The organism is Vibrio sp. 1CM24A (genome assembly GCF_023161725.1).
Lineage (GTDB): Bacteria > Pseudomonadota > Gammaproteobacteria > Enterobacterales > Vibrionaceae > Vibrio > Vibrio coralliirubri.
The window spans coordinates 104905-131335 of sequence record NZ_JALNTS010000008.1 but is presented as its reverse complement, the minus strand read 5'-3'; the positions used below and the strand labels follow the sequence as shown (position 1 = coordinate 131335).

Annotated in this window: 19 protein-coding genes; all 19 read left to right on the top strand. The window is 45.9% G+C overall.

Features of this window, described 5'->3' with window-relative positions; translation table 11 throughout:
• The first annotated feature begins 32 nt into the window (after positions 1–32).
• The 19 genes from rsmH (at position 33) to carB (ending at position 26291) form a co-directional block, all read left to right on the top strand.
• A complete protein-coding gene (gene rsmH, locus MSG38_RS18230) occupies positions 33–983 on the top strand; it encodes a 16S rRNA (cytosine(1402)-N(4))-methyltransferase RsmH (RefSeq protein ID WP_017059280.1) in 951 nt (316 codons plus the stop codon).
• Positions 984–986: 3 nt separating this feature from the next.
• Entirely contained in the window at positions 987–1304 is a 318-nt protein-coding gene (ftsL, locus tag MSG38_RS18225) for a cell division protein FtsL (RefSeq protein ID WP_019824585.1), read from the top strand.
• Positions 1301–3058: a penicillin-binding transpeptidase domain-containing protein gene (locus MSG38_RS18220; protein WP_048618225.1), complete on the top strand. Its 1758-nt coding sequence runs from the start codon at positions 1301–1303 to the stop codon at positions 3056–3058. Before ftsL ends, MSG38_RS18220 begins: the two co-directional genes overlap by 4 nt.
• A gap of 18 nt (positions 3059–3076) precedes the next feature.
• Positions 3077–4561 (top strand): UDP-N-acetylmuramoyl-L-alanyl-D-glutamate--2,6-diaminopimelate ligase, encoded by a 1485-nt coding sequence (gene murE / locus MSG38_RS18215; RefSeq protein WP_248402364.1) that lies wholly within the window; start codon positions 3077–3079, stop codon positions 4559–4561.
• Positions 4561–5934: a UDP-N-acetylmuramoyl-tripeptide--D-alanyl-D-alanine ligase gene (gene murF, locus MSG38_RS18210; RefSeq protein WP_059021517.1), complete on the top strand. Its 1374-nt coding sequence runs from the start codon at positions 4561–4563 to the stop codon at positions 5932–5934. Before murE ends, murF begins: the two co-directional genes overlap by 1 nt.
• Positions 5931–7013 carry a phospho-N-acetylmuramoyl-pentapeptide-transferase gene (gene mraY, locus MSG38_RS18205; RefSeq protein WP_019824581.1) on the top strand — a complete coding sequence of 361 codons (1083 nt, stop codon included), beginning with the start codon at positions 5931–5933 and terminating at the stop codon, positions 7011–7013. Before murF ends, mraY begins: the two co-directional genes overlap by 4 nt.
• Positions 7014–7070: 57 nt before the next feature.
• Positions 7071–8387 (top strand): UDP-N-acetylmuramoyl-L-alanine--D-glutamate ligase, encoded by a 1317-nt coding sequence (gene murD / locus MSG38_RS18200; protein WP_248402363.1) that lies wholly within the window; start codon positions 7071–7073, stop codon positions 8385–8387.
• 22 nt (positions 8388–8409) lie between these two features.
• Entirely contained in the window at positions 8410–9606 is a 1197-nt protein-coding gene (ftsW, locus tag MSG38_RS18195; RefSeq protein WP_048609688.1) for a cell division protein FtsW, read from the top strand.
• A gap of 12 nt (positions 9607–9618) precedes the next feature.
• Positions 9619–10680, top strand: a complete 1062-nt coding sequence (gene murG, locus MSG38_RS18190; protein ID WP_248402404.1) for an undecaprenyldiphospho-muramoylpentapeptide beta-N-acetylglucosaminyltransferase — start codon at positions 9619–9621, stop codon at positions 10678–10680.
• Positions 10681–10693: 13 nt separating this feature from the next.
• The gene (gene murC, locus MSG38_RS18185; RefSeq protein ID WP_017059288.1) at positions 10694–12154 is read left to right on the top strand and encodes a UDP-N-acetylmuramate--L-alanine ligase; all 1461 of its coding nucleotides are present in this window, start codon (positions 10694–10696) and stop codon (positions 12152–12154) included.
• A 191-nt stretch (positions 12155–12345) separates the two neighbouring features.
• Positions 12346–13125: a cell division protein FtsQ/DivIB gene (locus MSG38_RS18180; protein WP_029235089.1), complete on the top strand. Its 780-nt coding sequence runs from the start codon at positions 12346–12348 to the stop codon at positions 13123–13125.
• Positions 13118–14386 carry a cell division protein FtsA gene (gene ftsA, locus MSG38_RS18175; RefSeq protein WP_010434747.1) on the top strand — a complete coding sequence of 423 codons (1269 nt, stop codon included), beginning with the start codon at positions 13118–13120 and terminating at the stop codon, positions 14384–14386. Before MSG38_RS18180 ends, ftsA begins: the two co-directional genes overlap by 8 nt.
• A gap of 31 nt (positions 14387–14417) precedes the next feature.
• Positions 14418–15647 (top strand): cell division protein FtsZ, encoded by a 1230-nt coding sequence (ftsZ, locus tag MSG38_RS18170; RefSeq protein ID WP_017059291.1) that lies wholly within the window; start codon positions 14418–14420, stop codon positions 15645–15647.
• Positions 15648–15743: 96 nt separating this feature from the next.
• The gene (lpxC, locus tag MSG38_RS18165; protein WP_050651930.1) at positions 15744–16661 is read left to right on the top strand and encodes a UDP-3-O-acyl-N-acetylglucosamine deacetylase; all 918 of its coding nucleotides are present in this window, start codon (positions 15744–15746) and stop codon (positions 16659–16661) included.
• A 390-nt stretch (positions 16662–17051) separates the two neighbouring features.
• Positions 17052–19778, top strand: coding sequence for a preprotein translocase subunit SecA (gene secA, locus MSG38_RS18160; RefSeq protein WP_248402362.1), 2727 nt, complete (start codon positions 17052–17054; stop codon positions 19776–19778).
• Positions 19779–20085: 307 nt separating this feature from the next.
• Positions 20086–20484 carry an 8-oxo-dGTP diphosphatase MutT gene (gene mutT / locus MSG38_RS18155; protein WP_248402361.1) on the top strand — a complete coding sequence of 133 codons (399 nt, stop codon included), beginning with the start codon at positions 20086–20088 and terminating at the stop codon, positions 20482–20484.
• A 92-nt stretch (positions 20485–20576) separates the two neighbouring features.
• Entirely contained in the window at positions 20577–21401 is an 825-nt protein-coding gene (dapB, locus tag MSG38_RS18150) for a 4-hydroxy-tetrahydrodipicolinate reductase (protein WP_248402403.1), read from the top strand.
• Between the two features lie 503 nt (positions 21402–21904).
• Positions 21905–23044 carry a glutamine-hydrolyzing carbamoyl-phosphate synthase small subunit gene (gene carA, locus MSG38_RS18145; RefSeq protein ID WP_048609692.1) on the top strand — a complete coding sequence of 380 codons (1140 nt, stop codon included), beginning with the start codon at positions 21905–21907 and terminating at the stop codon, positions 23042–23044.
• A 16-nt stretch (positions 23045–23060) separates the two neighbouring features.
• Complete coding sequence (carB, locus tag MSG38_RS18140; RefSeq protein ID WP_050622300.1) at positions 23061–26291, top strand: carbamoyl-phosphate synthase large subunit; 3231 nt, start codon at positions 23061–23063, stop codon at positions 26289–26291.
• The last annotated feature ends 140 nt before the right edge of the window (positions 26292–26431 follow it).

Sequence of the window (26431 nt, the reverse complement as noted above, 5' to 3'; positions counted from 1 at the left end):
ACTAATGGCTCAATCCACTCACTGAGAAGACTATGACAGAAGCATTCAAACATATTTCAGTATTGCTTAACGAATCTATTGACGGACTTGCGATCAAACCTGACGGTACCTACATCGATGGTACTTTTGGCCGTGGTGGTCACAGCCGTACAATCCTGTCTAAACTGGGCGAGAATGGACGACTCTTTAGTATTGACCGCGATCCACAAGCGATTGCAGAAGCTCAAAAGATTGATGATCCTCGTTTTACGATTATTCACGGCCCGTTCTCAGGTATGGCTGAATATGCAGAGCGTTATGACTTAGTCGGTCAAGTGGATGGCGTTTTACTGGATCTAGGTGTTTCTTCACCACAGCTAGATGATGCTGAGCGTGGCTTTAGCTTCATGAAAGACGGCCCGCTTGATATGCGTATGGACCCAACAACTGGTATTCCTGTCTCTCAGTGGTTAGTTGAAGCCGATCTTGATGACATCACATGGGTTATTCGTGAGTTCGGTGAAGACAAACACGCTCGTCGTATCGCGAAAGGCATCATTGCTTATCAAGAGAATGAAGAGAACGAACCACTAACGCGTACTGGTCAGTTGGCTAAGCTTATCTCGGATGTGGCTCCAAAAAGCTTCAAAGAGAAAAAGCACCCAGCAACACGTGCCTTCCAAGCATTCCGTATCTACATCAACAGTGAACTTGAAGAGATCGATACAGCCCTGAAAGGCGCAGCAAGCATTCTTGCTCCTGAAGGCCGTTTGTCTGTTATCAGCTTCCATTCACTTGAAGACCGCATGGTGAAGCGCTTTATTCGTAAAGAGAGCCAAGGCCCGCAAGTACCACATGGCCTGCCACTGACAGAAGAGCAGATCAAAGCGCTAGGCAGTGCTGATCTTAAGCCGGTTGGTAAAGCGATCAAACCATCGAAAGGCGAAGTGGATGAGAATACTCGTTCACGTAGCTCAGTATTACGAATCGCAGAAAAGCTATAGTCAATGAAGACCTCCAAACCTAACTTAGCCAAGATAATATTTTTTGATTTGATCTCAGTGGGCAAGGTCCCATTGATGCTTCTGATCTGTATCTTTGCGAGTGCGATGGGGGTCGTTCTCACGACACATATGTCACGTCAGGCGATCACGCAAAAAGACACGGCGTTGGTGGAGCGAGAACAGCTTGATGATGAGTGGCGAAATTTAATGCTTGAAGAGACGGCTCTGGCTGAACATAGTCGCGTTCAAGCATCGGCAAAAAGAGAGCTAGACATGAAACGTCCAGACTCTGAAAAAGAAGTTGTGATCACACTGAAATGACCGGTAAAAAGGAAAAAGCACCCGCAAAAACCGTTAAGAAATCAACGAAAGAGCGTGTGACGAGCGAAAAGGATTCGGATCCAATTCTTATTAAATGGCGTTTCAACGTCGTTATTGCTTTCGTGTTTCTTGCCTTTGCTGCACTGGTTGGTCGTGTGGCTTACATCCAAATCATTGAACCAGATAACTTAATTCGTCAGGGCGACCTTCGCTCAGTACGTGTTAAGGCCATTCCTTCTGCTCGCGGTATTATTTCAGACCGCAATGGCGAGCCGCTTGCTGTGAGTGTTCCAGTTGAAGCGGTATGGGCCGATCCTAAAACGATTTTCGATAAAAACGGCATGGCCCAAATTGATCGTTGGTACGCGTTAGCCGATGTACTTGGCTTAGAGCGACAATCGATGATCGACAAGATCTCTAGCAACAAATCCCGCCGATTTATTTACCTGCAAAGACAAGTTAGCCCTGCAATGGCTAAGTATATCCGTGAGCTTAAGCTGGTGGGTGTTGGTCTGAAAGCGGAATCTCGACGTTACTATCCTGCAGGCGAAGTCAGTGCGCACCTTATCGGTGTTACCGGCATTGATGGACATGGCCTAGAAGGCGTTGAGCGCAGCTATGATAAATGGCTCACAGGCGAGGCGGGTAAGCGAACGATTCGTAAAGACCGCTACGGACGCGTTGTTGAAAACATTGCTTTAGAAGAGCGTGAAGAAGGCAAACCACTCGAGCTAACGATCGATCAACGATTACAAGCGATCGCCTACCGAGCGATTAAACAGGCGGTGGCTGATCATAAGGCAACTTCTGGCTCTGCTATTTTGTTGGATGTAAAAACCGGCGCTGTGTTGGCGATGGTTAATGCCCCTTCTTATAACCCGAACAATCGTGCTGACTTACAAAGTTTTAAGATGCGTAACCGCGTACTTACCGATGCGATGGAGCCCGGTTCTACCGTGAAACCTTTTGTGGTTTTGGCGGCGCTAGAGAACGGTACGGCTGATCCAGATATCGTTATTGATACTGGCAACGGCATCATGCAGATCGGTGGCAGTCGTGTGCGAGACTCTTCTAAAGTCGGTAAGGCTGATTTAGCGCTGATCCTTAAGAAGTCGAGTAACATCGGTGTGGCGAAGCTGGCACTTAACATGCCTTTAGAAGCTCTGCTTGGGATGTACAGTTCTGTTGGTCTGGGCGAAATGTCAGGGCTGAACTTAATCGGTGAAACGAGCGGTATTTTCCCGAATCGTCGTCGCTGGTCTAAGTTTGAAATTGCAACACTATCATTCGGTTACGGTTTGTCTGTTACACCGATGCAGTTGGCCCATGCGTATGCGACGCTAGCCAACAAAGGCATGTATGAACCGATTCATATTATTAAGAGTAACGACCAAGACTTTTCTAAGCAGATCATCAAGCGCGAGAACGCTGAACTGGTTTTGAATATGCTCGAAGGGGTGACTCAAAAAGGCGGCACAGCAACAAGAGCGGCCGTTCCTGGTTACCGAGTTGCAGCAAAAACGGGTACATCTCGTAAGGCTGAAGCTGGCGGATACAGCGACGAATACATTGCGATTACTGCAGGTTTTGCCCCGGTTAGTGACCCAAGAGTCGCGCTGGTTGTTGTGGTCAATGAGCCTCAAGGTGACCTTTACTATGGCGGTTCAGTTGCTGCCCCCGTTTTTTCTGAAATCATGAAGGGTGCACTGCAAATACTGAATGTCCCTGCTGATGAAAACAAGTTTCAAGAATAGAGCCAATCAGGATTCAATATGAGTAATAGCCTCACGCTGTCATCTTTACTTTCTCCTTGGGGTGACTTTAGTTCACCTGAGCTGGATGCGATTGCCGTTGAACAGTTGGAGTTGGATAGTCGTGCCATCAAAGACGGCGATATTTTTGTTGCTGTAGTTGGGCATGCTGTTGATGGCCGTCGTTTCATCGACAAAGCGGTCGCACAGGGAGCCAATGCCGTTATCGCACAAGCTGATGCTGAAAAGGCCCATGGTCTGATTGAGTGGTTGGATGCTGTTCCGGTTGTTTACATTAAAGACCTTAACTTGGTGTTATCTGAGTTGGCCGGTCGTGTTTACTCGTCTCAGGCTACTAAGCTGATTGGTGTTACCGGCACCAATGGCAAAACCACCATCACCCAATTGATAGTTCAATGGCTTGATCTTGTTGGTCAACGCTCTGCGGTAATGGGCACCACGGGTAATGGCTTTTTAGACAGTCTAAAAACCGCGGCGAATACCACAGGCAGTGCGATTGAAATACAACGCACACTGAGTGAGTTAGCGGAAGAAAACGCGGCTTACACAGCGATGGAAATATCTTCTCATGGTTTGGTGCAAGGTCGCGTTAAAGCCTTGGACTTCGAAGTCGGTGTATTCACTAATTTGAGCCGTGATCATCTTGATTACCATGGCACGATGGAAGAGTACGCTTTGGCTAAGAAGAGTCTGTTTACCGAACACCAATGCAAGCACGCTGTGATAAATGTTGATGATGAAGTGGGCAAAGCTTGGATGACAGATTTATCGAATGCGATTGCTGTTTCATTACTTCCATTAACGGGCTACCAACAGTCGGTATGGGCATCTGATGTTGCCTATGCAGAAACTGGGATTAAGCTCTCTTTCGATGGTAGTTGGGGGCAAGGCGATCTTTCGGTTCCATTGATTGGTCAGTTCAACGCATCAAACGTACTGGTTGCCTTTGCGACCTTGCTGTCATTAGGTATCGATAAGCAAATCTTGGTCGACACTGCGCCTCAGTTGCAGCCTGTGATTGGTCGTATGGAACTGTTCCAAGTGCCGAACAAAGCAAAAGTGGTTGTCGATTACGCGCATACGCCAGACGCTTTAGAAAAAGCATTAGCAGCACTGCGAGTCCATTGTTCTGGAAAATTGTGGGCTATCTTTGGCTGCGGCGGTGACCGTGACACGGGTAAGCGCCCTATGATGGCAGCGACCGCAGAGCAGTTCGCCGATAAAATGATTATTTCAGATGACAACCCTCGTAGCGAAGATCCTGCCTTGATTGTCAAAGACATGCTGGCAGGCTTAAATAAACCTGAATCTGCATTTGTGGAACACGATCGCTACCAAGCGGTTAAGTTCGCGCTTGAACAGGCAGACAGCAATGACATTATTCTTTTGGCTGGTAAAGGCCATGAGGATTACCAAGTATTAAAAGACGAAACGATCCATTACTCAGATCGAGAGTCTGCGCTTCAACTTTTAGGTATTTCATAATGATTGATGTATCACTCGAACAGATTTGTTCAGCGATCGGCGGTGAGTTGATTGAGGCTGGTAACTCAAACAATGCCGTAATTAATGCCGTTTCTACCGACACTCGCACCGTTGAAGAAGGCGCATTGTTTGTTGCTATTGTCGGAGAACGTTTCGATGCGCATGACTTTTGTCATCAAGCGGTTGAGGCAAATGCGAGTGCGTTGTTAGTCGAACGAAAACTTGACCTAAATATTACTCAAGTTGTTGTTGAAGACACTAAACTTGCTTTAGGTCAGCTAAGTGCTTGGATCCACAAACAATGTGACGTGCCAACCATGGCGATTACAGGAAGCTGTGGCAAAACGACCGTCAAAGAGATGGTGGCGAGCATTCTGCAGCAACGTGGCAAGGTGCTGTTTACGGCGGGTAACTTCAATAATGATATTGGTGTACCACTAACCTTACTGCGCAGTGAGCCCAATGACGACTATGCCGTGATAGAGCTGGGCGCGAACCACATTGGTGAAATCGCCTATACCACGCAGCTTGTGAAACCGCAGGTGGCGTTGGTGAATAACGTAGCTGCCGCGCATCTAGAGGGCTTTGGCTCAATTGATGGTGTTAAACAAGCGAAAGGTGAAATCTTTCAGGGGCTTGCTGCTGGAGATACTGCTATTGTTAATCTAGAAAGCAACGGTGGTGACTTCTGGAATGAAGTACTCGCAGATAAAACGGTGCTGACATTTTCAGAAAGCGACAGCACGGCAGATTACTTTGCTAAGCATATTCGCATTAATGAGCAGGGCGAAGCGTGCTTTGAGATGCAAACACCGCAAGGCGCTATGCCGGTTGAGCTTGGCATTATTGGTCAGCATAACGTAGCAAATGCGTTGGCGGCGGCAGCGTTGAGCATTCAGTTTGGTGCCACGCTTGAAGAAGTAAAAAATGGTTTAGCGAATCTTATCTCTGTCAAAGGGCGAGTTGAGGTTCAACAATTAAGTCAGAATATCAAACTGATAGATGACAGTTACAACGCCAGCGTACCGGCGATGAAGGCGGCAGCCAAACTGCTGTCGAGCTTCAAAGGTCAGCGTTGGTTGATTTTAGGCAATATGGCTGAATTAGGCGACGAAAGCCTTGCACTTCACCGTCAAGTCGGTGAATATGCTGCCCCATTCGCTTTTGAGCATGTACTCACTTACGGTGATGATACCAAGGTGATTAGTGAGGTCTGTAATGGTACCCACTTTGCAACGCATCAAGCGATGATCGCGCACATAGAGCAGCACTTATGCTTGCCAGAAAACGCGTCACATACCTTGTTGGTAAAAGGCGCGAATAGTGCAGGAATGAGTAAAATAGCCGCTGCTTTAAAGGAGAACTTTTCATGATAATTTGGCTTGCAGAGCTACTACAGCCACACCTTTCTTTTTTCCGTTTGTTCGAATACCTATCGTTTCGTGCAATCGCGAGTATTTTGACGGCTTTATGTCTGTCGCTGTGGATGGGACCTCGTTTAATTGAGCGTCTGCAAATGCTACAAATTGGCCAAGTTGTTCGTAACGACGGCCCTGAATCTCACTTTAGCAAACGTGGTACACCAACCATGGGCGGCGTGATGATCCTAGCTGCCATTATTATTACGGTATTAATGTGGGCTGATCTTTCTAATCCTTACGTTTGGGCTGTATTGGTTGTCCTTGGCGGTTACGGTGCGGTTGGCTTTGTTGATGACTACCGTAAAGTGGTTCGTAAAAACACAGATGGCTTGATTGCTCGTTGGAAGTACTTCTGGCAATCGGCTATTGCATTGGTTGTGGCGTTTGCTCTGTATGCTCACGGACACGATACCGCTGCAACCCAACTGGTGGTGCCTTTCTTTAAAGATGTAATGCCACAATTAGGTTTATTGTACATCGTACTGACTTATTTTGTTATTGTGGGTACCAGTAACGCGGTGAACCTAACAGACGGCCTAGATGGCTTGGCGATTATGCCAACAGTGATGGTTGCTGCTGGTTTTGCTGTGATTGCTTGGGCGACAGGTAACGTTAACTTCGCGGCATATCTACACATTCCATACATCCCGTACACTTCTGAGCTTGTGGTTGTATGTACTGCTATCGTCGGTGCCGGACTTGGTTTCCTATGGTTCAACACCTACCCAGCTCAAGTATTCATGGGCGATGTTGGTTCGCTAGCACTGGGCGGTGCATTGGGTGTGATTGCTGTGTTAGTTCGCCAAGAGTTGGTACTGGTTATCATGGGCGGTGTGTTTGTAATGGAGACTCTGTCAGTGATTCTGCAGGTGGGCTCTTACAAATTGCGTGGTCAGCGTATTTTCCGCATGGCACCGATTCACCACCACTATGAACTGAAAGGTTGGCCAGAGCCGCGTGTTATCGTGCGTTTTTGGATCATCTCAATGGTATTAGTACTGGTTGGCCTAGCGACACTGAAAGTTCGTTAATCCTGTGTGAGCCTCTGAGTAGGGGCTCTTTAAAACTATTAAGAGCATCTTGTTTAAATGGAACGTTGGCAAAATATTCAAAATGTAGTGGTTGTGGGGCTCGGTATTACCGGGCTCTCTGTCGTTAAACATCTCGTAAAATATCAACCTCATACGCATGTGAAGGTGATTGATACGCGAGAGCTGCCGCCAGGAAAGGAATCTTTACCTGAGTCGGTAGAGCTACATTCTGGAAGTTGGAATAGCCAATGGTTGGCTGAGGCTGATTTAGTGGTTGCTAACCCAGGTATCGCCTTAGCAACCCCTGAAATACAAGATGTTATTCAAGCGGGAACTCCGGTTGTTGGCGATATTGAACTGTTTGGCTGGGCGGTAGACAAACCCGTTGTGGCTATCACGGGTTCTAACGGCAAGAGCACCGTGACCGATCTTACTGGCGTACTTGCAAAGGCGGCGGGTTTGAATGTCGGTGTCGGTGGCAACATCGGTATCCCTGCCTTAGACCTTCTAGAGCTTGATGCCGATTTATATGTTCTTGAGCTTTCAAGTTTTCAGTTAGAAACAACATCAAGCCTAAACTTAGCAGCAGCAGCATTTCTGAATCTGTCAGAAGACCATATGGATCGCTACCAAGGCATGGCCGATTATCGCGATGCCAAACTAAGAATCTTTAACAATGCTCAATATGCGATTGTAAACCGCGACGACAAAGAGACGTATCCAGACCACAACATGTCATTAGTAACATTCGGGCTCGACGACCAGGAGTTTGGTGTCGCGACAGTTGACGGCATTGAATGGCTAATGGATAACGGTAAACCTGTACTTGCGACTCAAGATTTAACATTGGTTGGACGTCACAATGTAGCAAATGCGTTAGTCTCGCTTGCACTGCTTAAACAAGTTGGCATCGGTTACAGCAAAAGCCTTGAAGCTTTGAAAGCCTACAATGGTTTGACGCATCGCTGCCAAGTAGTGGCTGACAAACGCGAAATAAAATGGGTTAACGACTCAAAAGCGACCAACGTAGCCAGTACATTAGCGGCTCTGTCGGGCTTAGAGTGCCAAGGTACTTTGTATCTTCTGGTTGGTGGGGTTGGTAAAGGTGCCGACTTTAGCGAGCTTAAGCCCGTGTTGTCGCAACTAGAGCGCGTTCAACTGTGTTGTTTTGGTGAAGATGCCGCGCAATTTATGCCGTTACACCTATCGTCTAAGACGTTTGAAACTATGGGTGACATTATCGAGAGTATCTCGAAGCAGTTAGTTGCCGGTGATATGGTGATGTTGTCTCCGGCGTGTGCCAGCTTCGATCAATTTAATAACTTCATGGCAAGAGGTGATGCGTTCACTGAACTTGCTCATGAGTATGCCTAACGTGTTGAAGGACTAACATTCAGTGCAAAGAGTGAAAGAGATCAATCAATCTATTTGGCAATGGCTTAACCGTGCCACACCAGAGGCGCTTTACGATCGTCAACTGGTATGGATTGCTCTTGGACTGATGCTGACGGGCTTAGTGATGGTAACGTCGGCTTCGTTTCCTATCAGTGCTCGTTTAACCGATCAGCCGTTTCACTTTATGTTCCGTCATGCCATCTTCCTTGTGTTGGCGTTAGGTGTCTCCAGCGTCATATTGCAAATCCCGATGCAGCGCTGGTTTCAATACAGTATGTATCTACTGGGCTTGTCCTTCTTCTTGCTGATTGTGGTATTAGCCGTCGGTAAGTCGGTTAACGGCGCATCGCGTTGGATCCCATTAGGGCTATTTAACTTACAACCTGCAGAAGTCGCCAAGTTATCGCTGTTTATCTTTATGGCGGGCTACTTGGTTCGTAAACAAGACGAAGTGAGAAAAACCTTCTTCGGTGGTTTTGGTAAACCGATCATGGTGTTCGGCGCCTTTGCCGTGTTGCTACTGGGCCAGCCCGATTTAGGTACTGTGGTCGTAATGCTAGTGACTCTGTTCGGCATGCTATTCATTGCCGGTGCCAAGCTTTCACAGTTTATCGCCTTGATGGTGGCAGGTATTGCCGCGGTCGTCGGTTTGATTGTTATAGAACCTTATCGTGTTCGACGTGTTACCTCATTCTGGGAACCTTGGAACGACCCGTTCGGCAGTGGTTACCAGTTAACTCAGTCATTGATGGCGTTTGGCCGTGGTGATTGGATGGGGCAAGGGCTAGGTAACTCAATTCAGAAACTCGAATACCTACCCGAAGCACACACCGATTTTGTATTTGCTGTGTTGGCAGAAGAATTGGGTTTTGTTGGCGTGACCTTGGTGTTGATACTCATCTTTAGCTTGGTTTTTAAAGCCATTTTTATTGGCAAAAAGGCCTTTGAAAATGACCAAGTATTCAGTGGTTACCTGGCATTTGGCATCGGTATTTGGTTTGCATTTCAGACGCTTGTTAACGTGGGTGCAGCTTCAGGCATCGTCCCAACCAAAGGTCTAACCTTGCCGCTGATCAGTTATGGTGGTTCAAGTCTTATCGTGATGTCAGTGGCGGTTTCTATGCTGCTGCGTATCGATCACGAATGCCGAATGCAACAAAAAGAACAAGCCGATAATCAAAACGAATTAGTAGAATAAGAATATAACGTGATGAAACAAAACAAAAAACTTTTAGTGATGGCTGGTGGTACTGGCGGTCACGTTTTTCCAGGGTTAGCGGTAGCTAAAAAGCTTCAGCAACAAGGCTGGGAAATTCGCTGGTTAGGAACGGCAGACAGAATGGAAGCGGATTTGGTACCAAAGCATGGTATTGAGATCGACTTCATCAAGGTGAAAGGCCTGCGTGGTCAAGGCATTAGCAAGTTAATTAAAGCGCCGTTCCAGATTATTAATGCCATACTTCAAGCAAGACAACACATTAAAGCATGGCAACCTGATGTGGTGCTTGGCATGGGTGGTTACGTGAGTGGCCCGGGTGGTATCGCGGCATGGTTGTCTGGCATTCCAGTGGTTCTGCATGAACAAAATGCAGTGGCAGGTTTAACCAACCAATGGCTGTCTAAGATTGCTAAAAAGGTTTTCCAGGCTTTCCCTGGTGCGTTTCCTACCGCACAAGTGGTGGGTAACCCTGTACGCGAAGATGTGGTTGCCTTAGCTGAACCCGAGCAACGCATGGCTGAGCGTGATGGTGACATCCGCATCTTGGTTATGGGCGGTAGTCAGGGCGCCAAAATCCTGAACGATACCATGCCAGTAACGATGGCGCAGCTTGGTGAAGGCTTCACTGTGATGCACCAAGCGGGTAAGAATAATCAACAGCAAGTTATTGAGCAATACAAATCACATTCTGTTGATAATGTTCAAGTGACTGAATTTATTGATGATGTGGCGCAAGCTTATGAGTGGGCAGATCTATTAGTGTGTCGCTCAGGTGCATTAACCGTATCAGAAGTGTCTGCGGCAGGTGTCGGTTCTATCTTCGTTCCGTTTATGCACAAAGACAGACAGCAAGCGTTGAATGCCGATCATTTAGTTGAATGTGGTGCAGCGTTAATGATTGAACAGCCTCAACTAACGGCTGATAAGCTAGCGAACACTATCGCGCAGCTTGATAGAAATGAATTAAAAATGATGGCTACAAAAGCTCGTCAAGCCGCCAAGCTTGATGCTGATGTGACCGTCGCTGAAGCGATTAAAGCTTTAGCAAAATAATGAGATTGAATTGATGACGATTGAACATACCCAAGACTTAGCGCAAATCCGTGCAATGGTGCCAGAGATGCGCCGTGTTAAATCTATCCACTTCATTGGTATTGGTGGTGCCGGAATGAGCGGGATTGCTGAAGTCTTGCTAAATGAAGGCTACCAGATCACGGGTTCTGATATTGCTCAAAATCCAGTGACTGATCGTTTAGTTAGCAAGGGTGCGACCGTTTATATCGGCCACCAAGCAAGTAACGTTGCCGACGCAAGTGTGGTGGTGGTTTCAACCGCTATCAACGAAGAAAACCCAGAAATTATTGCAGCTCGTGAAGCGCGCACACCGATCGTTCGTCGTGCAGAAATGCTGGCTGAGCTAATGCGTTTTCGTCACGGTATTGCTGTGGCAGGTACGCACGGTAAGACAACCACGACTGCGCTAGTGACACAGATTTATTCTGAAGCAGGTCTAGATCCAACCTTCGTAAACGGTGGTTTGGTGAAAAGTGCAGGCACTAACGCACGTTTAGGTTCAAGCCGTATTCTTATCGCTGAAGCCGATGAGAGTGATGCGTCATTCTTACATCTGCAACCAATGGTTAGTATCGTAACTAACATTGAAGCGGATCATATGGATACCTACGGCGGCGATTTTGAAACGCTAAAGCAGACGTTTATTGATTTTTTACACAACCTACCATTCTACGGTCAGGCTGTGATGTGTGTTGATGATCCAGTAGTACGTGAGCTTATCCCTCAGGTAAGTCGCCAAGTGATTACTTACGGTTTCTCTGAAGATGCGGATATTCGTATTGAGAACTACGTACAAGAAGGCCAGCAAGGCAAATTCACGGTGGTACGTGAAGGTAAAGCTAACCTTGATATCACGTTAAACATTCCGGGTCGTCACAATGCATTGAATGCATCCGCGGCGATTGCTGTTGCAACAGAAGATGACATCAGCGATGAAGCGATTCTAAAAGCGATGGCGGGAACCGAAGGCACGGGTCGTCGTTTCGATCACCTAGGTGAGTACGAAACAGGTAAAGGCGTGGCAATGTTGGTCGATGATTACGGTCATCACCCAACCGAAGTTGATGTGACGATTCAAGCTGCTCGTAGTGGCTGGACTGATAAACGTCTTGTTATGATCTTCCAACCGCACCGTTATAGCCGTACTCGCGATCTGTATGATGATTTTGCGAACGTTCTTGAACAGGTTGATGTCTTAATTTTGTTAGATGTTTATTCTGCAGGTGAGAAACCTATTGCAGGGGCGGACGGACGTTCATTAAGTCGAACTATTCGTGGGCGTGGTAAGATAGATCCAATCTTTGTTGCCGATATCAACGCACTGCCATCGGCTTTAGCTAACGTAATTCAAGGCGGTGACCTTGTTTTAACGCAGGGTGCAGGCGATGTTGGTCGAGTAGCGAAGCAGTTGGAATCGTTACAGTTAGACATTAATAAAATGCAGAACGCGTAACAGAATACTGTCTACAGACTGTGGTCAATCGCTCACTTCTTGCGATTGACCTAAAATTGACCAAAAATCTTATTATCAACGTTTGATAGTTTGATTTTGCTCAGTATAATTCATAGGTTAAAGTAAGTGCTTTTACCTCTATTACGAAGATAGGGAATAGAATTGCGAACCAACGACAGGGAATGCGGGCTTTGGTAGAAAGTACTTTTAGCGAAAACCGCCACCTATTCAGTTTACCGTCGCTCAAGAAACACGCCTTAGGCGGGTCTTTTTTTGTCATGGTATTGCTATTCATTGGGTTTCTTTTCTATACCACACTGACTTGGATGTGGGACGATCAGCGATTGCCTCTCTCCAAAATAGTACTTCAAGGCGACTTAACTTACGTAACCGCTGGTGATGTTCAACATGCCTTTAGCGAGCTAGAGCATATTGGAACCTTCATGTCGCAAGACATAGGTGTGTTGCAAGACAGTTTAGAAGCGTTACCTTGGGTTTCAGTGGTCTCCATTCGTAAGCAGTGGCCAGACACAATAAAAGTATTTTTGACTGAGTACCATGCAGCAGCAATCTGGAACGGTAACATGCTGCTGAATGACGATGGTCAGGTGTTTAATGGTGATATCGGCCTGTTGAAGGGTGATAGAGTTAAGCTTTACGGCCCAGACGGCACCAGCCAAGAAGTGATAGAAAAGTGGCGACAGATAACCCCTTTGATTAACAGTCTAGGGTTAACCGTTACCTCTCTCGTTCTCAATGAGCGTCGCGCTTGGCAAATAATCCTAGATAACGGTATCCGTTTAGAACTAGGTAAAGATTCTTTAGATGAGCGTGTTGAACGCTTCATTTCGCTTTACAACGAACTTGGTAGTAAAGCGAATCAAGTGAGCTACATCGACCTCAGGTATGATACGGGAGCCGCTGTAGGCTGGTTTCCAGAGCAAGAGTTAGAAGAGAGCACAGATGACTAAGACCGCAGATGACAACATAATCGTTGGTCTTGATATAGGCACTGCGACCATATCAGCTCTGGTTGGTGAAATATTGCCTGATGGTCAAATCAATATCATTGGTTCTGGGCAAAGCCCATCCAGAGGTATGGATAAAGGTGGTGTAAACGACCTAGAGTCGGTAGTTAAGTCGGTTCAGCGAGCTATTGATCAAGCAGAGTTGATGGCGGAATGCCAAATCAGCAATGTATTTATCTCGCTATCGGGTAAACATATCGCAAGCCGAATTGAAAAAGGCATGGGCACTATCTCCGATGAAGAGGTGTCTCAAGACGATATGGATCGAGCGATCCATACCGCGAAATCAATTAAAATAGGTGATGAGCAGAGAATTCTGCACGTGATCCCACAAGAATTTACCATTGATTATCAAGAAGGGATTAAGAACCCACTTGGCTTATCTGGTGTTCGAATGGAAGTCAGTGTTCACCTAATTTCTTGCCATAGCGACATGGCGAGAAACATTATTAAAGCTGTTGAACGATGTGGTCTCACAGTAGAACAAATCGTGTTTTCAGGACTTGCCTCAAGCAATGCGGTAATTACTGAAGACGAGAGAGAGCTTGGAGTGTGTGTGGTCGATATCGGTGCGGGTACAATGGATATTTCCATTTGGACTGGCGGTGCACTTCGACACACAGAAGTCTTTTCCTACGCAGGAAATGCAGTAACCAGTGATATTGCCTTCGCTTTCGGCACGCCAGTGAGCGATGCTGAAGAGATAAAAGTAAACCATGGTTGCGCTCTGAGTGAACTCGTAAGCAAGGATGATTCTGTTAACGTCCCAAGTGTTGGTGGTCGCCCATCGAGAAGTTTGCAACGACAAACTTTGTCGGAAGTGATTGAACCACGTTACACTGAACTTATGGGTCTCGTTAACCAAACTATTGATACGGTTCAATTACAGCTACGAGATGAAGGTATTAAACACCACCTTGCAGCTGGCGTCGTTCTCACTGGTGGAGCGGCACAAATTGACGGATTGGTAGAGTGTGCGGAACGTGTTTTCCGCAATCAAGTTCGAGTTGGTAAGCCGTTAGAAGTTAGTGGCTTAACTGACTATGTTAAAGAGCCGTATCATTCTACGGCGGTTGGTTTACTTCATTACGCAAGAGATTGTCAGATCAGTGATGAAGGTGATTACAGCGAACCTAAGCGTTCAGCACCTTCTATGTCTGGTTTATTTGGCAAATTGCGTAATTGGATACAAAAAGAGTTTTAACCTGAGTTGCAGGAAAAAACGGAGATAACACATGTTTGAACCGATGATGGAAATGTCTGACGATGCAGTAATTAAAGTCGTTGGAGTTGGTGGCGGTGGCGGTAACGCTGTTGAGCACATGGTACGTGAATCAATCGAAGGCGTAGAATTCATCAGTGTTAACACTGATGCACAAGCACTTCGTAAAACGAGCGTGAGCAGCGTGATCCAAATTGGTGGTGATATCACTAAAGGTTTGGGCGCTGGTGCAAACCCACAAGTAGGCCGTGATGCAGCTCTCGAAGATCGAGAAAGAATTAAAGAAGTTCTAACTGGCGCCGATATGGTATTTATCGCAGCTGGTATGGGCGGTGGTACTGGTACAGGTGCTGCTCCAGTTATTGCTGAAGTTGCGAAAGAGTTGGGTGTGCTAACGGTTGCTGTTGTAACTAAGCCATTTAGCTTTGAAGGCAAAAAGCGTTTAGCGTTTGCTGAGCAAGGTATTGAAGAGCTTTCTAAACATGTGGATTCTTTAATTACGATTCCAAATGAGAAGCTACTTAAAGTACTTGGCCGCGGCGTAACTCTGCTAGAAGCTTTCGCAAGTGCTAATGATGTACTTAAAAACGCTGTACAAGGTATCGCTGAGCTAATTACTCGCCCTGGTATGATTAACGTCGATTTCGCGGATGTTCGCACCGTAATGTCTGAGATGGGTCATGCAATGATGGGTAGCGGTATCGCAAAAGGTGAAGACCGTGCTGAAGAAGCTGCTGAAACGGCAATTTCTAGCCCACTACTAGAAGACATCGACCTAGCTGGCGCGCGTGGCGTTCTTGTGAACATCACAGCAGGCCTAGATATGCGTCTAGATGAATTCGAAACAGTAGGTAATACAGTTAAGGCATTCGCATCTGATAACGCAACAGTTGTGATTGGTACTTCTCTAGACCCTGATATGACGGATGAAATCCGTGTAACTGTTGTAGCAACAGGTATCGGCACAGAGAAAAAACCAGACATTACATTAGTTGCTGGTGGTAAAGCTAAGGTTGCACCAACTCCTCAACCACAGGTAGCGGCTCAAACTGCACCAAAAGTGGAAGAGAAAGTGGCACAACCATTGCAAGAAAAAACTGAGGTTAAACCTCAAGTTAAGCCGCAGCCAACAACGTCACCTGTTTCTTCAGGTACAGGCGCTAGCCAAAGTGCAGCACCTAAGGCTGAGAAAGAGAGTGGATACTTAGATATTCCAGCATTCTTACGACGTCAGGCTGATTAACAAATACCCAAAATTTGACTATCGTCGAATTAATGGTAAAATTCGCGGTCGGTAAATACTGACCGTGATTTGTAGCACTGATAACGAGGCAAGCAGATGATCAGACAACGTACTCTGAAAGAAATTGTGAAAACAACTGGTGTGGGTCTCCACTCTGGTCGTAAAGTCACACTTACTCTTCGCCCGGCAGCTGCAAATACAGGTATTGTTTATCGTCGTACAGATGTAAATCCACCTGTAGATTTCCCAGCTGATCCAGCGTCAGTTCGTGACACTATGCTATGTACAGCTCTTGTTAATGACGAAGGCGTACGTATCTCTACAGTGGAACACCTTAACGCAGCTTTAGCGGGTATGGGCATCGACAACATTATTGTTGAAGTAGATGCTCCTGAGATCCCAATTATGGATGGTAGCGCAAGCCCATTCGTATACTTGCTACAGCAAGCGGGTGTAGAAACACTGAATGCAGCGAAGCGTTTTATTCGTATCAAAAAGCCTATCCGTTTTGAAGATGGCGATAAGTGGGCAGAATTTGTTCCATTTAACGGCTTCCGTATGGACTTTGAGATCGACTTTAACCACCCAGCAATTGAATCTGATGAGCAACGTTTGTTGTTTGATTTCTCTTCACAAGGTTTTGTGAAAGAAATTTCTCGCGCTCGTACTTTCGGCTTCATGCGCGACATTGAGTATCTACAATCTCAAAACCTAGTACTTGGTGGTAGCTTTGATAATGCTATCGTACTTGACGAGTACCGAATTCTTAATGAAGAAGGTCTACGTTTTGACAATGAGTTCGTAACTCATAAAGTACTAGATGCGATTGGTGACTTGTACATGTGTGGACACGCTATTATTGGTGAGTTCCGTGCATACAAATCAGGTCACGGCCTAAACAACCAACTACTACGTGCAGTACTTGCTGACGCAGAAGCTTGGGAATGGGCAACATTCGAGGAAGAGGTAGGCTCTCCTGTTGCATTTGCTGAGCCAGGAATAGTTCTAGCGTAATTGTTGTTTACAACAATATAAGATTTCGAAAACCAGGTCATTGACCTGGTTTTTTTGTATCTATTTTCCAGATACAGTGTCGTCAACATCCGAAAGTTGTCTCCCAATGAGCTGCAGTCTGGCTAATCCATCAGCAATTAGAAAGAAAAGTTCCAAGCACATCAAACAAATGGGGTTATAAATGGTCGTTGGTGTGAAAATTACTTACACTAAAGGGCATTAATTTTAACTCAAGCCTTGAAAACTCTACTCTCAAGTACAATATCAAAGATACTAGATTTATCTCAGTATCCTTGGTTAGTAACTGAAGACTAGTTCATAGCTAGTAGAGACACTGACGGCATTTAAAATAGATCGCGGACGATCTGAGAACGAAGAGATTCCAAGCACATGATTACTAAGCTGCTGACAAAGGTAATTGGCAGTCGCAATGACAGAACACTGCGCCGCCTTAGAAAAATTGTAAAAGAAATTAATAACTTCGAACCAACGTTTGAAGCACTTTCAGACGAAGAACTAAAAGCAAAAACGGTTGAGTTTCGTGAGCGCTTAGATAAAGGTGAATCGCTAGACCAACTTCTACCTGAAGCATTTGCTACGGTACGTGAAGCGTCTAAGCGTGTTTACGGCATGCGTCACTTTGACGTGCAAATGATTGGTGGCATGGTTCTAAATGCTGGCCAAATTGCAGAAATGCGTACTGGTGAAGGTAAGACTCTTACAGCAACCCTACCAGCTTATCTTAACGCCCTACCTAGCAAAGGTGTTCACGTAGTAACGGTGAACGACTACCTAGCGAAGCGTGATGCGGAAACAAACCGACCATTATTTGAATTCCTTGGTATGACTGTTGGCGTGAACGTGCCAAACATGGCTCCACCAGAGAAGAAAGAAGCGTACCAAGCGGATATCCTATACGGAACAAACAACGAGTTTGGCTTCGATTACCTACGTGACAACATGGCTTTCCGTGCTGAAGATCGTGTTCAACGTGAGCGCTTCTTTGCTGTTGTCGATGAGGTTGACTCAATCTTAATCGATGAAGCTCGTACTCCACTTATTATCTCTGGCCCAGCTGAAGATAGTTCAGATCTTTACACGCGTATTAACACGTTGATCCCTAACCTTGAGCGCCAAGATAAAGAAGATTCTGAAGAGTACCGTGGTGAAGGTCACTACACCATGGACGAGAAATCGAAACAAGTTCACCTGACTGAAAACGGTCAAGAATTTGTAGAAGAGCTAATGGTCAAAAACGGCCTGATGGAAGAGGGTGATACGCTTTACTCTCCGACAAACATCAGCCTATTGCACCATGTTAATGCAGCGCTGCGTGCACACGTACTGTTTGAGAAAGACGTCGACTACATCGTTACTGAAGAAGGCGAAGTGGTTATCGTTGATGAACATACTGGTCGTACTATGCCAGGTCGTCGTTGGTCTGAAGGTTTACACCAAGCTGTTGAAGCTAAAGAAGGTGTGAAGATTCAGAATGAAAACCAGACGCTAGCATCGATTACATTCCAGAACTTCTTCCGTCTATACGAAAAACTGTCAGGTATGACAGGTACAGCCGATACAGAAGCTTTCGAATTCCAGTCTATCTACGGCCTAGAAACAGTGGTTATCCCAACCAACAAGCCTATGGTTCGTAACGATATGCCAGATGTGGTTTATCGTACAGAAGAAGATAAGTTCAATGCGATCATTGAAGACATCAAAGACCGTGTAGCAGCTGGTCAACCATCATTGGTTGGTACGGTTTCTATCGAGAAGTCTGAGCTACTGTCTAACGCACTGAAAAAAGCAAAAATTAAGCACAGCGTTCTAAATGCTAAATTCCACGAAATGGAAGCAGAGATCGTTGCACAAGCTGGTATGCCGAGCGCGGTAACGATCGCAACTAACATGGCTGGTCGTGGTACCGATATCGTATTAGGTGGTAGCTGGCAAGCACAAGTTGAGAAGCTAGATAATCCAACCAAAGAGCAGATCGAGAAGATCAAAGCTGACTGGAGAGTAATCCACGATAAAGTGCTTGAGTCAGGTGGTCTGCACATCATTGGTACTGAGCGTCATGAATCTCGCCGTATCGATAACCAGCTACGTGGTCGTTCTGGTCGTCAAGGTGATGCGGGTTCTTCTCGTTTCTACCTATCAATGGAAGATTCTCTGCTACGTATCTTCACATCGGATCGTATGGCTGGTCTTATCCAAAGTGGTATGGACGAAGGCGAAGCGATCGAATCTAAGATGCTTTCTCGCTCAATTGAAAAAGCACAACGTAAAGTTGAAGGTCGTAACTTCGATATTCGTAAGCAGCTTCTTGAGTACGATGATGTAGCCAATGACCAACGTAAAGTGGTTTATGAGCTTCGTGATGAACTGATGAGCTCAGATGACATCAGCGAGATGATCGAACACAACCGTGAAGATGTATTGGCATCAGTGATTGATGAATACATCGCACCTCAGTCTCTTGAAGACATGTGGGATATCGCGGGTCTACAAGATCGTCTGAAGAATGACTTCGATCTAGACTTTGATATTCAAGGTTGGTTAGACGAAGACGACAAGCTTTATGAAGAAGCATTGCGTGAGCGTATTCTTGGTATGGCGGTTGATTCGTACAAACAGAAAGAAGAAGTGGTTGGTGCTCAAGTACTGCGTAACTTCGAGAAATCTGTGATGCTACAAACGCTAGACGGTCTTTGGAAAGAGCACTTGGCTGCGATGGATCACCTTCGTCAAGGTATCCACTTACGTGGTTACGCTCAGAAGAACCCGAAACAAGAGTACAAGCGCGAGTCGTTTGAACTGTTTGAAGGCCTACTAGATGTACTAAAAACAGATGTTGTTACCATCCTTTCTAAAGTTCGCGTTCAGCAACAAGAAGAAGTTGAAAAGATGGAAGCTCAACGTCAAGCTCAAGCTGAAGAAGCGGCGCGTCGTGCACAAGCACAACATGCAACGGCTGAAAACCAGCTAGCTGACGATGAAGCTGAAGCGGCATCTCCACAAACGGTAGTGCGTGATGAGCGTAAAGTGGGTCGTAATGAACCATGTCCATGTGGAAGCGGCAAGAAGTACAAACAGTGTCACGGTAAAATAGACTAAGTCTGGTGAATCGTTGCTGTAACGGATGATTGCAGTGTCGGAGGTACTCACTTACTAACGTAAGCTCTGTGCCTCCTCCTTGCACTCACCACGTCACAGCTTAGCTTCACACAAACTTATTGATAAAAAGAGTCGCTTAGGCGGCTCTTTTTGTATGTGAAAATAATAAGGTTTCGATAGCGTCATCCTCGAGAGTGAGGGACGAGCGAGTCGGGGATCTTTCGAACTAACAAAAGAGCAGATTCCCTATCTAATTCGTTCCTCATTGTAGGGAATGACGCTAGGGACATAGAAGGAACACCAACACATGAAAAGAATCCATATTGTAGCTGGCATTATCTTTAGCCAAGATAAGTCACAGGTATTTATCACTAAACGTCCGGACGACAAACACAAGGGCGGTTTTTGGGAGTTCCCTGGTGGCAAGGTTGAAGTGGGCGAAACCATTGAACAAGCGATGACTCGTGAGCTTGATGAGGAGATTGGCATCAAGGTGACAGAACAGTCTCTGTTTGAGCACCTTGAGTTTGATTACACCGATAAGTCGCTTAAGTTCGACTTCATCCTTGTGACTGACTTTGAGGAACAACCTTATGGCAAAGAAGGTCAACAAGGTGAATGGGTAAGCCTAGAATCATTGAATCAATACGCCTTCCCAGAGGCAAATGTGCCAATTTTAGAGCGAGTAATAAAAGAGTTTTCGTAATTGCTAGCCTGAGTTTGAGATTGTTGTTAGTTTAAAGAGATTAGTCGATTGAACGTTGCTGCAAGAGATAAGTGGCAACGGTAACCAAAACAATGGAGATATTCGCAGTGGTAAGAATTGCAATTGCAGGAGCAGCGGGCCGCATGGGTCGCAACTTGGTGAAAGCCGCTCATCATAATTCAGAAGCAAGTGTTGGAGCTGGTTCAGAGCGTCCAGAGTCATCTTTAGTCGGCGTAGATGTCGGCGAGTTATGCGGTGAAGGTCGTTTTGATGTTGCTTTAGTCGATGATTTGTCTAAAGCCATCGAAGAGTTTGATGTGATTGTCGATTTTACTGCCCCTGTTAGCACATTAGCGAATATTGAACTTTGTAAACGTCACGGTAAAAAACTGATTATCGGTACGACGGGTTTCTCTGAAGAAGAGAAGCAGGCGATTGATGATGCTTCAAAAGAGATGGCGATCGTAATGGCACCTAACTACAGCGTTGGTGTGAACCTGGTCTTTAAGTTGCTAGAGAAGGCCGCTAAAGTGATGGGTGACTATTGTGATGTCGAGATCGTTGAGGCTCATCACCGTCATAAAGTCGATGCACCGTCAGGCACTGCGATTGGTATGGGCGAAGCTATTGCGGGTGCGATGGGCAACGAGCTGAACGATGTAGCTGTATGGTCACGCGAAGGTATTACTGGTGAGCGTACTAAAGATGAGATTGGTTTCGCGACGATTCGTGCCGGTGACATTATTGGTGAGCACACCGCTATGTTTGCTGATATCGGTGAACGAGTGGAAATTACTCATAAAGCCACTGATAGAATGACCTTTGCTAATGGCGCAATCAAGGCCGCGGTTTGGTTAAATGATAAACCAGCAGGCTTTTATACCATGACGGATGTGCTTGGTTTGAATGACCTGTAAATAGATATTTATGCGCTGGCAATTGCCGGCGCTTTCTTTATTTGGTGCCTTTTCCTTAGTAATCTCACTTCTACGATCTTCCTTCTACTTTCTTATTATCGCCTTTTTGACTCTATTTCTATGCTGTTTATGTGGGGTTTAGTGTGCTTTTTGCTTTAGTTCTCTAAATTATCATGTTTTCTCTTGGTATTTATCGATTGCGTTTTGTTGCTGATATTTTTGTCACTCTATGATTGGCTAAAATGAGGGGTGAAAATTAGAAAATCGTAATATTCGAGCTAAATGCGTATGAAACTTGAACTTTTGGAGCTTTGAGGGGGTAAATTGAATTAGTCCTTACAAATGTTTAATTTCTTTTGAGTTAAATGTTGACACGTATCACGCAGATCACTAAAATACCGCCAATTTGTCTAATTTCCATAAACACGCAGTTTTTGGTGTTGCAGGAAGGTAGATTTGCAAATTAAATCAATTTTAATGCATTTTTATTTCTGGAGGTTGTCTTGAAGAAGTCAGCACTACTCGTCCTAGAAGATGGGACAGTATTTCACGGTGAAGCCATTGGCGCTGTAGGTTCTGCAGTTGGTGAAGTCGTTTTTAATACCTCGATGACGGGGTACCAAGAAATCCTCACTGATCCTTCCTATTCTCAACAAATCGTTACCCTTACTTACCCTCACATTGGCAATACCGGAACCAATTCCGAAGACGAAGAATCTTCTTCAATCCACGCTCAAGGCCTTGTGATTCGCGATCTCCCTCTAATCGCTTCTAACTTCCGTAATGAACAATCCCTTTCTGATTACCTTAAGTCGCAAAACGTTGTTGGTATCGCTGATATCGATACTCGTAAGCTGACGCGTATTCTTCGTGAAAAAGGCGCACAGAACGGTTGTATCGTAGCGGGTAACAACCTAGACGAAGCTTTGGCTCTAGCTAAAGCAAAAGAATTCCCTGGCCTGAAAGGTATGGACCTTGCGAAAGAAGTTACAACAAAAGAAGCGTATCAATGGAAACAAGGTTCGTGGACGCTTACGGGTGGACTTCCTGAAGCGAAAGCAGACTCAGAATTGCCATACCACGTTGTTGCTTATGACTTCGGTGCAAAACGAAACATCCTACGAATGCTTGTTGACCGCGGCTGCCGCCTAACGGTTGTTCCTGCTGAGACTTCAGCTGAAGAAGTACTTGCTCTGAACCCAGACGGTGTTTTCCTTTCAAATGGCCCTGGTGACCCAGAACCATGTACTTACGCAATTGAAGCGACAAAAGTGTTTCTAGAAAAAGGCTTACCAATCTTCGGTATCTGTCTAGGTCACCAGATTCTTGCTCTTGCGTCAGGCGCTAAGACAGTGAAGATGAAGTTTGGTCACCACGGTGCAAACCACCCGGTTAAAGATTTAGATCGTGATGTTGTGATGATTACTTCGCAAAACCACGGCTTTGCTGCTGACGAAGAAACCCTTCCAGAGACACTACGTGCAACGCACAAATCACTTTTTGATGGTTCTCTACAAGGTATTCATCGTACAGACAAACCAGCATTCAGCTTCCAAGGTCACCCTGAAGCAAGCCCAGGTCCAGAAGACGCAGCGCCGTTATTCGACCACTTTATTGAACTAATCAAACAGCACACAGCGTAATTCGGAGTAGTAGACAATGCCAAAACGTACTGACATTAAAAGTATTCTTATTCTAGGTGCTGGCCCGATCGTTATCGGCCAAGCATGTGAGTTCGATTACTCTGGTGCTCAAGCTTGTAAAGCGCTTCGCGAAGAAGGTTACCGAGTTATTCTTGTAAACTCGAACCCAGCGACAATCATGACTGACCCAGATATGGCAGATGCAACTTACATCGAGCCTATCCAATGGGAAGTTGTGCGTAACATCATCGCTAAAGAGAAGCCTGATGCAGTTCTACCTACTATGGGTGGCCAAACTGCATTGAACTGTGCTCTAGACCTAGAAAAGCACGGCGTTCTTGAAGAGTTCGGTGTTGAAATGATTGGTGCAACGGCTGACGCTATCGATAAAGCAGAAGACCGTTCACGCTTCGATAAAGCAATGAAAGCAATTGGCCTTGAGTGTCCAACTGCTGATACAGCGAAAACGATGGAAGAAGCTTACAAAGTTTTAGACATGGTTGGCTTCCCTTGTATCATTCGTCCATCGTTCACGATGGGTGGTACGGGTGGCGGTATCGCTTACAACAAAGAAGAATTTGAAGAAATCTGTCGTCGTGGTTTGGACTTATCTCCAACAAACGAACTTCTTATCGATGAATCACTTATCGGTTGGAAAGAGTACGAGATGGAAGTGGTTCGTGACAAAAACGACAACTGCATCATCGTATGTGCGATTGAAAACTTCGACCCAATGGGTATTCACACAGGTGACTCAATCACCGTGGCTCCAGCTCAAACGCTGACAGACAAAGAATACCAACTAATGCGTAACGCATCTCTAGCAGTACTGCGTGAGATTGGTGTTGAAACAGGTGGTTCAAACGTACAGTTTGGTATCAACCCGAAAGATGGCCGTATGGTTATCATCGAGATGAACCCACGTGTATCTCGCTCTTCAGCTCTAGCATCTAAAGCAACAGGCTTCCCAATCGCTAAGATTGCAGCGAAACTGGCTGTTGGCTTCACGCTAGACGAGCTGATGAATGACATCACTGGCGGCGCAACTCCAGCATCATTCGAACCAACAATCGACTACGTAGTAACTAAGATTCCTCGTTTTAACTTCGAGAAATTTGCAGGTGCTAACGACCGTCTAACGACGCAAATGAAGTCTGTTGGTGAAGTTATGGCTATCGGCCGTAACCAACAAGAATCTCTACAAAAAGCACTTCGCGGCCTAGAAGTTGGCGCGACTGGTTTTGACGAAATGGTAGACTTAGATGCACCAGATGCTCTAACGACTATCCGTCACGAACTTAAAGAAGCTGGCGCAGAGCGTATTTGGTACATCGCTGACGCATTCCGTGCTGGTATGTCGGTAGACGGTGTATTCAACCTAACGCAAATCGACCGTTGGTTCCTAGTTCAAATCGAAGACATCGTTAAACTAGAGCAAGAACTTAAAGCGAAAGGCTTTGCTGGTCTGAACAAAGACGAGCTAAACAAGCTTAAGCGTAAAGGTTTTGCTGATGCGCGCCTATCTAAGATTCTAGGTGTAGCGGAAAGCGAAATCCGTCGTCTACGTGACCAATACGATATCCACCCGGTATACAAGCGTGTAGATACGTGTGCAGCTGAGTTCTCTTCAGATACGGCTTACATGTACTCATCTTACGATGACGAGTGTGAAGCAAACCCAACAGACAAAGAAAAAATCATGATTCTAGGCGGCGGTCCAAACCGTATCGGCCAAGGTATTGAATTTGACTACTGTTGTGTACACGCATCACTAGCGCTACGTGAAGATGGCTACGAAACTATCATGGTTAACTGTAACCCTGAGACAGTTTCTACAGACTACGATACGTCTGACCGTCTGTACTTCGAACCAGTAACTCTAGAAGATGTACTAGCAATCGCTCGCGTTGAGAAGCCAAAAGGCGTTATCGTTCAGTACGGTGGTCAAACGCCACTTAAACTGGCACGTGCTCTTGAAGCTGCTGGCGTACCAATCATCGGTACTAGCCCTGACGCGATCGACCGTGCAGAAGACCGTGAGCGTTTCCAAGTTGCTGTAGACCGTCTAGGCCTACTTCAGCCAGAAAACGCGACAGTAACAACAATGGAGCAAGCGGTAGAGAAATCTCGCGAAATCGGCTTCCCACTGGTTGTACGTCCTTCTTACGTACTTGGTGGTCGTGCGATGGAAATCGTATACGACGAGCAAGACCTACGTCGCTACTTCAACGAAGCAGTTAGCGTATCAAACGAATCTCCAGTACTACTTGATAGCTTCCTAGATGACGCTGTTGAAGTAGACGTTGATGCGATTTGTGACGGTGAGCGCGTTGTAATCGGCGGTATCATGGAGCACATCGAGCAAGCAGGTGTTCACTCAGGTGACTCAGCATGTTCTCTTCCTGCATACACGCTAAGCCAAGAAATCCAAGACGTAATGCGCGAGCAAGTTGAAAAGCTGGCGTTTGAGTTGGGTGTTCGTGGTCTGATGAACACGCAGTTTGCTGTTAAGAACAATGAAGTGTACCTAATCGAGGTTAACCCTCGCGCAGCACGTACGGTTCCATTCGTATCTAAAGCAACTGGTGCGCCAATCGCTAAGATTGCCGCTCGTGTAATGGCGGGTCAATCTCTAGAGTCTCAAGGCTTTACGAAAGAAATCATCCCACCTTACTACTCAGTGAAAGAAGTTGTACTTCCATTCAACAAGTTCCCTGGTGTTGACCCACTGTTAGGCCCAGAAATGCGCTCTACTGGTGAAGTTATGGGTGTTGGTCCAACGTTTGCTGAAGCATACTCTAAAGCTGAATTGGGTTGTGGCAACATCTACCCAGAAGGCGGTCGTGCACTTCTTTCTGTTCGCGAAGGCGACAAAGAGCGTGTTGTTGACCTAGCATCTAAACTATCTAAGCTTGGTTACCAGCTAGACGCAACTCACGGTACTGCGGTTATCCTTGGCGAAGCGGGCATCAACCCACGTCTAGTAAACAAGGTACACGAAGGTCGTCCTCACATTCTTGACCGTATCAAGAACAACGAGTACACGTACATCGTGAACACTGCAGCTGGCCGTCAAGCGATTGAAGATTCTAAAGTTCTTCGTCGTGGTGCACTTGCTGAGAAAGTTAACTACACGACTACGCTAAACGCTGCATTCGCGACTTGTATGGCGCACACTGCAGACGCGAAAACGTCAGTAACTTCAGTTCAAGAGCTACACGCTCAGGTTAAAGCTTCTCAAGCTTAATCGCCTAAAGTGTATCGCTGATAAGCGGATATAAATGCTCAAAGCCCACTCTTCGGAGTGGGCTTTTTTATGTCTGTTATTCCGCGGTAACTTAATGATGAATATTTGGAATAGGTTAGAATCTTGTGTTTCGTTATTGC